The organism is Effusibacillus lacus, from assembly GCF_002335525.1.
GTDB lineage: Bacteria > Bacillota > Bacilli > Tumebacillales > Effusibacillaceae > Effusibacillus > Effusibacillus lacus.
In genome coordinates this window covers 52,253-60,543 of record NZ_BDUF01000101.1, presented here as the reverse complement: position 1 = coordinate 60,543, position 8,291 = coordinate 52,253, and the positions used below count along the sequence as shown (strand labels likewise).

The 8,291-nt window shown below is 50.3% G+C and carries 9 protein-coding genes; all 9 read left to right on the top strand.

Annotation, left to right across the window (positions count from 1 at the left end; all coding sequences use genetic code 11):
• Nucleotides 1-349: 349 nt before the first annotated feature.
• Entirely contained in the window at nucleotides 350-1,105 is a 756-nt protein-coding gene (locus tag EFBL_RS17240) for a FixH family protein (RefSeq protein ID WP_096183470.1), read from the top strand.
• Between the two features lie 112 nt (nucleotides 1,106-1,217).
• Nucleotides 1,218-2,159, top strand: coding sequence for a 50S ribosomal protein L11 methyltransferase (gene prmA, locus EFBL_RS17235; protein ID WP_096183468.1), 942 nt, complete (start codon nucleotides 1,218-1,220; stop codon nucleotides 2,157-2,159).
• Nucleotides 2,160-2,175: 16 nt separating this feature from the next.
• Nucleotides 2,176-2,937: a 16S rRNA (uracil(1498)-N(3))-methyltransferase gene (locus EFBL_RS17230; protein ID WP_096183466.1), complete on the top strand. Its 762-nt coding sequence runs from the start codon at nucleotides 2,176-2,178 to the stop codon at nucleotides 2,935-2,937.
• A 5-nt stretch (nucleotides 2,938-2,942) separates the two neighbouring features.
• The gene (gene mtaB, locus EFBL_RS17225) at nucleotides 2,943-4,316 is read left to right on the top strand and encodes a tRNA (N(6)-L-threonylcarbamoyladenosine(37)-C(2))-methylthiotransferase MtaB (protein ID WP_096183464.1); all 1,374 of its coding nucleotides are present in this window, start codon (nucleotides 2,943-2,945) and stop codon (nucleotides 4,314-4,316) included.
• Between the two features lie 100 nt (nucleotides 4,317-4,416).
• Nucleotides 4,417-4,848, top strand: coding sequence for an NUDIX hydrolase (locus EFBL_RS17220; protein WP_096183462.1), 432 nt, complete (start codon nucleotides 4,417-4,419; stop codon nucleotides 4,846-4,848).
• Entirely contained in the window at nucleotides 4,845-5,606 is a 762-nt protein-coding gene (gene deoC, locus EFBL_RS17215) for a deoxyribose-phosphate aldolase (protein WP_096183460.1), read from the top strand. Before EFBL_RS17220 ends, deoC begins: the two co-directional genes overlap by 4 nt.
• 166 nt (nucleotides 5,607-5,772) lie before the next feature.
• Entirely contained in the window at nucleotides 5,773-6,573 is an 801-nt protein-coding gene (locus EFBL_RS17210) for an IclR family transcriptional regulator (RefSeq protein WP_172899738.1), read from the top strand.
• Between the two features lie 4 nt (nucleotides 6,574-6,577).
• Complete coding sequence (pxpB, locus tag EFBL_RS17205; protein WP_231705857.1) at nucleotides 6,578-7,276, top strand: 5-oxoprolinase subunit PxpB; 699 nt, start codon at nucleotides 6,578-6,580, stop codon at nucleotides 7,274-7,276.
• Nucleotides 7,273-8,274 (top strand): 5-oxoprolinase subunit C family protein, encoded by a 1,002-nt coding sequence (locus tag EFBL_RS17200; RefSeq protein WP_096183456.1) that lies wholly within the window; start codon nucleotides 7,273-7,275, stop codon nucleotides 8,272-8,274. Before pxpB ends, EFBL_RS17200 begins: the two co-directional genes overlap by 4 nt.
• The last annotated feature ends 17 nt before the right edge of the window (nucleotides 8,275-8,291 follow it).

Sequence of the window (8,291 nt, the reverse complement as noted above, 5' to 3'; positions counted from 1 at the left end):
AGCCACCGGTTGCTTTTCAGCAGGCTTTAGCCTGAACAGCGACTTTCAGTCGCTCAGAGGAACCTACCGGCTTTAGCCGGTAGTCGTTCAGTTTAATGATTTCTAGGGTAACCATCGGATATTGAAATTTCCACGACGAGGTGAAATCTATTTCGACATAAATGAGTTTATATAGTACCTGGAAGTAATTTCAAATTGCCAACCTCACTTTCATAATCGCATCTGACAGTTGTTATTTTTGCTGATAATCACTTCAGTAAACCGGAGTCCTAAATGCTTAAATTTCCATTTCCCTCTCCATTTTGATAAAATAGACGGGTAGTTCCAACCATAACCAGAAGGATGCGAAATGGAAATGATTTATAAGCAAAAAATTTTCACCATCTTGCTTGCAAGTATACTGTTAGTAACCGGATGCGGCGGCAAGAACAGTGATAACAACAAGGAACAACCCCGTACTGCACCTCAGAAACTGACAATCCAGTTTGTAACGGACCCGAAGGAGATCCAGGTCGGTCAGGAAACGAAACTGATTGCCACCGTTGCCAAAGGTGCGGAGCCGGTGAAAGACGCGGATGTGGAGATGGAAATCTGGCGGGATGGCGAGGAACAACACCAAAAACTGAAAGCAGCACCTGACAACAAAGGCGGTTACGTTACCAAGCAGACATTTGCGGCAGCAGGATCCTATCATGCAACGATCCATACAACCACCAGCGAGATCCATCAAATGCCGACATTTGATTTTCAAGTGGGTGCGGTTTCCGCATCCCCGAATCCACCACAACCGGCTCATGATGAGCACCATGGCAATTTGGGGCTTGAAATCCAATTCAATTTGAACCCCAAAGTGAAAGTCAATCAGGAAACGGTTCTTAAGGTCCGGTTGCAGCAGGATCACAAACCTTTTACAGGCGCCGATGTCCATTTTGAGTACTGGAAGACCAACGCCGAAAAACACGACTATACAGCCGCGATGGAGCAAACTCCGGGGGAATACGGTGTTCCCGTTGTACTGACTGAGGCAGGCGCATACAACGTTCGGGTACATGTAAAAAAGGGCGAACTTCACGATCATAAAGAAACCACTTTACAAACCGAATAAGGATAAGGTGCATCCCGCAGACGGGATGCCTTTTTGCTGTGATTTGATTTTGTGTCTTCGTTCAGGTATGATGTAGTTTGGCTTTTTGCACACCGGGTAAGGGGGACTTCCTATGAAATGGACCGAAATAGCGGTTTGGACAACTCCGGAAGCCAGCGAAGCGGTGTCCGAACTTTTGACGAGACTCGGCGCTGCCGGCGTGGCAATCGAAGATCCGAACGACATTGAAGGCGTTCGGAGAAACCCTTACGGTAACTGGTATGAGGTAACGGATGACCTGCTTCCGAAGGAAGGAGCGCGCGTATCGGCCTATTTTTCGGAACTGGTTGACATAAGTTCTTTCGTGGAGCACATTAAGAAAGAACTCGATTCTTTTAAAGAGTATGGCCTCGATCCCGGACGCGGCGATGTAGAAACACGCGAGGTCGACGAGGAAGATTGGGCCAACGCGTGGAAACAATTTTTTAAGCCTGTTCGGGTGACAGAACGCTTAACCATTAAACCGACTTGGGAAAATTATACGCCCGCTCCCGGTGAACAAATCATCGAACTTGATCCGGGCATGGCTTTTGGTACAGGCACCCATCCGACGACAGTTCTTTGTCTGCGTATGCTTGAGAAATGGATGCCTGCTGGTGCCCGAGTGGTGGATGTAGGAACCGGCACCGCCGTTTTATCCATTGCGGCGGCCAAACTGGGTGCAGAACATGTATTGGCCCTGGACCTGGATCCTGTTGCCGTCAAAGTCGCGAAGGAGAACGTGGCACAAAATCATGAGGAAAACCGGGTTTCCGTTCGAACCAACGATTTGCTGACAGGTGTGGAGGGCTCCTTTTCACTGGTCGTAGCCAATATTCTAGCCGATATCGTTGCCCGTATGATTCCAGATGCTTACAAAGTTCTTGACAACAACGGCATTTTTATTGCATCGGGTATAATTAGAGAGAAAGCAAATTGGGTCATGGATCAGATGGAACAGTACGGTTTCAAGATGAAGGAAGTTGTAGAAGAGAATGACTGGGCGGTTCTGGTAGCCATCAAACCGGTCAGTTAAACCGGGGGACGGAGTCATGCAGAGATACTTTGTTTCTCCCGATGCAATTCAAGATGAACGGGTAAGAATCACCGGAGATGACGTAAAGCACATCACCCGGGTGCTCCGCATGCAGCCCGGCGCGCAAGTCATTTGTGCCGATGGGACGGGACGGTCCTACCTGGTAAGGTTAACGGAATTGGGTCAAGATGCGGCGGTTGGCGATATCATCAAACCGCTGCAGGAAAATGTGGAACCTGAGGTAAAACTTACGTTGGTCCAAGGACTGCCGAAAGGTGATAAAATGGATCTGATTGTGCAAAAAGGGACGGAAGTCGGAATCACCCATTTCGTTCCGGTGGAAACCGCCCGCACAATCGTGCAATATGATGCAAAGAAAGAAAGCAAGCGCAGGGACCGCTGGCAGCGGATCGCCAAAGAGGCGGCGGAGCAGGCTCACCGGACTGTGATCCCCATGATTGAGGAAGTGCAGCCGTTTCGCCAATGGTTGGCACAAAAGGCTGCCTCCTTTGATTTGATCCTGCTGGCCTATGAAGGGGAAACCCCTCATGGCCTGCGTCAGGAACTTGACCGCCATGCAGGTGGAGTATCCGATACCGGCGGTTCGATCGCTTTGATCGTCGGACCCGAGGGAGGATTGGATCCGGAGGAAGTTGCAGTTGCGACACAATCTGGAGCGCGTGTCATTACTTTAGGTCCGCGGATCTTAAGAACCGAAACAGCGGGGCCGGTAGCCGCCGCGATGATTTTATACCATTTTGGACAGATGGGAGGGTGAGAAAAATGTCTACAGTTGCGTTTCATACACTGGGTTGCAAAGTGAACTCTTACGATACGGAAGCGATCTGGAACCTGTTCAGGCAACGGGGATACACCCAGGTTGATTTTAACGATATTGCGGATATCTATGTAATTAACACTTGTACAGTTACGGATACCGGGGACAAAAAGTCCAGGCAGATGATTCGCCGGGCGATCCGCCGCAATGAGAACGCAACAGTTGTTGTTACAGGGTGCTATGCTCAGATGGCACCGGATGAGATCCTGGAGATTCCGGGCGTTGATCTCGTGATTGGCACCCAGCACCGGGACCGGATCGTGGATCTGGTGGAGAAGGTTCAGGAAGAAAAGAAACCCCTGAAGTTTGTATCTTCCGTCCGTTCCCAACGGGAATTTGAAGAACTGGATGTGCCTGAGTTTCAAGGACACACCCGGGCTTTCCTCAAGATTCAGGAAGGCTGCAACAACTTCTGCACATTCTGCATCATTCCTTATTCCCGTGGGTTTATTCGCAGCCGCAAGCCGGAAAACGTAATCCTGCAGGCCAGGAAGCTGGTTGACGCGGGCTACCACGAAATTGTTCTTTCCGGAATTCATACGGGTGGATATGGAGACGACCTGGAAGGATATACCCTTGCGGACTTGCTGGTCGATCTGGAGAAGGTGGAAGGTCTCAGCCGGATTCGAATTTCCTCGATCGAAGCCAGTGAGATCGACGACAAGATGCTGCAGGTTCTGGCACGTTCAGAGAAAGTATGCCGCCACTTGCACATCCCGCTGCAGGCTGGCTCGAACTATATCCTGGACCGGATGAACCGCAAGTATACCGTGGAGGAATTTGCGGCAAAGCTGGTGGAACTGCGCAAGGCACTGCCCGATCTGGCAGTTACCAGTGACGTGATTGTCGGTTTCCCGGGCGAAACGGACGAGCATTTTGCGGAGACATACGATTTTATCAGAGAGCAGCAGTTTTCGGATCTGCATGTGTTTCCTTATTCGCAAAGAAAGGGAACACCCGCTGCGAAGTACAAGGACCAGGTGCCGGAAGCTGTCAAAGAAGCCCGTGTAGCGAAGTTGATTGAACTGGCTGACCGGCTGCAAGTGGACTACTCCAATAAGTATGTTGGCCAGGTTCTTGAGATGATCCCGGAAGATATCAATCAGGACGGTTTGCTTGAAGGATTCTCCGACAACTATATCAAGATCGCGTTTCAGGGGCATCCGGACATGCTGGGGCAAATTGTCCAGGTTCGTCTGGAACGGGCAAAAGCGGATGTGTCGGAAGGCACTTTCGTCAAACAACTGACTTTGAGAACGGCAGTTTCGGGTGACAGCCAATTTGTCGATCTGATCCCGCTTGATATGGTCAAAGCATAGGTTCCGGAACCTATGCTTTTTCGATTGTATGCCGATTTGCCAGCTTTCGTTGTCATCCGGCGTTCGCTGCCGTATAATGATTTGATACGGAGGTGACGGAATGAAGGAATACTCGGCAGGAGGGGTCGTATATAGGCAAACGGACGGTCAGATTGAAGTGCTTCTGATCCACGATCGTTTTAATAAAATGACGCTTCCCAAAGGCCACCTGGAAGAGGGGGAGACGGAGAAGCAAGCCGCTCTTCGGGAAGTCCGGGAAGAGACGGGCATTGAAGCGCAAATCATCGGAGATCCGCTTGGCGTAATCTCGTTTCAATTTGATGTGCCTGGAAGAGGATCTGTTACCAAAGAAGTTACATACTATTTGATGGAAGCGGTGTCCGGTGAGACCAAGGCTCAGATTGAGGAGATTCGCGACGTATTCTGGTTTCCGCTCGAGCATGTACTTACAATTCATTCGGAACGAGGGTATGATAACAACAACATAATTCTGGAGCGCGCAGTGAAGAGGTTGAAAGGAGACAAGGCATGAAGCGGAAGATTGATTCCATACGCAACCAGCTTGAAACGGTGATCGGTCCTGTCTATGTGGATGAGGGGGATTTTGTCCCCTTATCTGAGGAACAATTGGCATCTTCCATTGACCATACACTGCTCAAACCGGAAGCAACCCCGGAACAGATCAGGAAAATTTGCGGGGAAGCCAAGCAGCACGGCTTTGCGTCCGTTTGCGTGAACCCGGTGTTCGTGCCGCTTGCGGCAGCCGAATTGAGAGAAAGCGATGTAAAGGTTTGCACAGTAATAGGATTTCCTTTGGGAGCCGCCACCTCAGAGACAAAGGCTTTTGAAACGGAGAATGCAGTGGCAAACGGTGCAACTGAGGTGGATATGGTCATTCCCATTGGCCTTCTTAAGGCGGGAGAATACAGGGCTGTTCTGGAGGACATAAAGCAAGTTGTACATGCATGCAAAGGACGGGCACTTGTCAAAGTCATTATTGAAACATCTCTTCTGACTGACGAAGAGAAGATTGCTGCATGCATAATTTCCAGGCATGCGGGAGCCGATTATGTCAAAACATCCACTGGATTCAGTACGGGTGGCGCAACAAGGGAAGACATTGAACTGATGAGGTTGACTGTCGGACCCAAGATGGGTGTGAAAGCATCCGGAGGAGTTCGAACCAGGGAGGATGCACTGGCGATGCTGCAGGCCGGTGCCACTCGAATCGGCGCCAGCGCATCGGTTGCGATTGTGCAGGGCGGACAAGGTGCCGGTCCGGGGTATTAAGACAGAGTAAGCTTTGCAGGGATATAAGCGGAGGTGGCCTACCTATTGGGTAGGCCGTTTTTTTTCGTATTTTTACTATTGTTCTTTTATTCGGTAAATTGTATATTTATGTACAGATAAATAATATTCGGAATGGTTGTTCCGAAATTCGGAACGAGGGAGCGCCGTGCAACATAAAAACAAAACGGTCGTCAAAACAATGGAACTGCTCAACCTTTTTCTAACAAACGCCAGATTGAGTCTGAATGAAATGGTGAAATTATCCGGGAGTCCCAAGTCTTCCGTGCATCGTATGATGGGATCCCTTGAAGAAATGGGATTTCTTGTGAAAGATGACGAAGGAAAATATTCGCTCGGATTGTTGTTTCTTCAATTTGGTCAGTTGGTGGCTGAACGGTTGGATATTCGGCATGTGGCACTGCCTGTTATGACGAGGCTTCGGGACGAGGTTGGGGAAGCCGTTAATTTAATCGTTCGGGATGGGAATGAAGCGATCTATATCGAGAAAGTGGATACGACCGAACCTGTGCGAGTTTACACAAGAATAGGACGAAGAGCCCCCATGTACGCAGGGGCCTGTCCGCGCATCTTGTTAGCCTTTCTGCCTGAACATGAACGCGAGCAGTATCTGAAAGAGGTTGAACTTAAGCCAATTGGTTTCGGAACGATTACAGATCCTGATCGACTGAGATCCGTATTGCTGGAATCGAGAAAGACAGGTTATTCGATCAGTCATTCTGAGCTCCATAATCATACTTCTGCGGTTGGAGCACCAATCTTTAACCACACGGGACAGGCAGTGGCTGGCCTCAGTATTGTGGGCCCTGAGGCGCGTTTTCAGGAAGAACAATTACCGACGTTGATTGAAAAGGTGATACTTGCAGCCAATGAAATTTCACACAAACTGGGATGGCCAGGACCCGGGAACCATCCTGACGCATCCGGCAGGGAACTTTTGCGGAGGTGAGAGGGTGCAGAGCGTTTCATCCATAGAACTGATTCCACTAGGAGATTCCGCCATAGTTGTTCAATTCGGTCAAACCATAAATCTGGAAACGCATCGTAAGGTAAGAGCCTTGGCCGCTTATCTGGATCGGCATCCGTTTCCCGGGATGGTCGAATACATTCCCGCATTTACCACTGTATCCGTGTTTTACGATCCTTGCCGAACGAACTACAGAACAGTGTGTTTCGTGCTGGAACAAATCGTCTCAGAGCTTGTAGAAACACAGGATCTCCAACCACGGACAGTGGAGATTCCTGTTCTCTATGGTGGAGAATTTGGGCCTGATCTGGAGTTTGTAGCGGAACATAACGGGCTTACAACCAGTGATGTGATTGAAATTCATTCAAGCGGTGAGTACCTCGTTTATATGATCGGGTTTGCCCCCGGATTTCCCTATATCGGTGGCATGTCGGAACGGATTGCGACACCGAGAAGACCTTCGCCTCGCTTGTCCATTCCGGCAGGTACGGTAGGGATAGCGGGGATGCAGACCGGCGTGTATCCGATTGAGACACCAGGCGGATGGCAGTTAATCGGAAGGACGCCGATAGCACTGTTTCGTCCGGATGATAACCCTCCAAGCCTTTTGCAAGCCGGAGACATCGTTCGTTTCCGTCCGATCTCCCGCGAGGAATACAAGACCTGGAAGGAGGATGCCCGATGAGTTTGAAAGTGATTCGTCCGGGACTGCTTACTTCCATTCAGGATCTTGGAAGGTTCGGATTGCAAAAACACGGGGTCATAGTAAGCGGTGCCATGGACCCGTTTGCCCTTCGAACAGCGAATTTGCTGGTGGGCAACGAAGAAGGTGAAGGGGCACTGGAAATTACCATGATGGGGCCTTCCCTTCTGTTTGAGAAGGATTCACTGATATCGATTTGCGGAGCCAGCTTATCTCCCAAGATTAACGGCCATCCGGTCGCGGAATGGCGTCCCGTTTATGTGAAGCAGGGGAGCGTGCTTCAATTCGGAACGCCCGTGGCAGGCTGTCGGGCATACCTTGCAGTGGCGGGCGGATTTGACATTCCGAAAGTCATGGGGAGTTGCAGCACATATCTCCGTGCGGGAATCGGTGGCCTTCAGGGGCGCGCCCTGAAGGAAGGGGATGTACTCAACCTTCGTCCTCCCTCTGAACAAGCCAAAAGAAGAATCAGACAGCTTTCGGAAGCAGCCGGTACTCTAGGGTTTTCCAGCAGCGAGTGGACTATAAGCACGGACATCCTTCCCGCTTACGGAAAAGATCCGGTGATCCGTGTGATAAGGGGCGGCCAGTTTGAACTTTTTTCCGCGGACAGCAGGGAGCAGATTTTTGCAAGTGAGTTTCAGGTGACTCCACAGTCAGATCGGATGGGATATCGCCTGACCGGACCCAAATTGAGCCTGTCGGAACCGATGGAATTAATCTCGGAAGCGGTGGCGGCCGGAACGGTGCAGGTGCCTCCGGAAGGAAATCCGATCGTACTGCTGGCAGACAGGCAAACCACAGGCGGTTATCCAAAAATCGCCCAGGTGATTACCGTCGATCTTCCGATCATTGCACAGGTGAAACCGGGTGAGAAGGTGCGTTTCCAAGAAGTGTCGATCGATGAAGCGCAGGAACTTTACCGGCTGCGGGAGATGGAGATTCATCTTTTGAAGCAGGGCATCGCACTTAGACATTAATTCGGGTTGGAGGGATT